This window comes from Falsihalocynthiibacter sp. BN13B15 (genome assembly GCF_041205415.1).
Taxonomy (GTDB): domain Bacteria; phylum Pseudomonadota; class Alphaproteobacteria; order Rhodobacterales; family Rhodobacteraceae; genus Falsihalocynthiibacter; species Falsihalocynthiibacter arcticus.
On the sequence record NZ_JBGFCE010000121.1, the window covers coordinates 1 to 302 of the forward strand.

The 302-nt window shown below is 51.0% G+C and carries 1 protein-coding gene; it reads right to left on the reverse strand.

The window, feature by feature from the left end; translation table 11 throughout:
• Window positions 1-302 (reverse strand): hypothetical protein (locus AB9F26_RS22470; protein WP_369769149.1); only part of this gene is annotated, 302 nt, incomplete at both ends.

Here is a 302-nt window from a genome sequence, read left to right on the forward strand (position 1 = left end):
TGGCAGAATAGAAAGCGACGCGAAAAGACGTTTGGGTTCGGCCCTAAAGGCCCAAACAATCTTTCCAATGCAACGAAACAATGCGCCCGGACGCATTAGCAGAGTAGCGACCAACGCCCGACTGGAGTCGCCCCTGATCCAAGGGAAAGTAAAGGCTGTAGCGATAACTGGTTCGGAACCGGGATGAACCAGCTCATTTTTGCGGAACGGCTTGACGCTAAACACGCGTGCGTCATGCCCCTTTGAAAGATAATGAAGCACATTTGACAGCACAAATGTCTCGGTAACCTTTGGAAAATCGC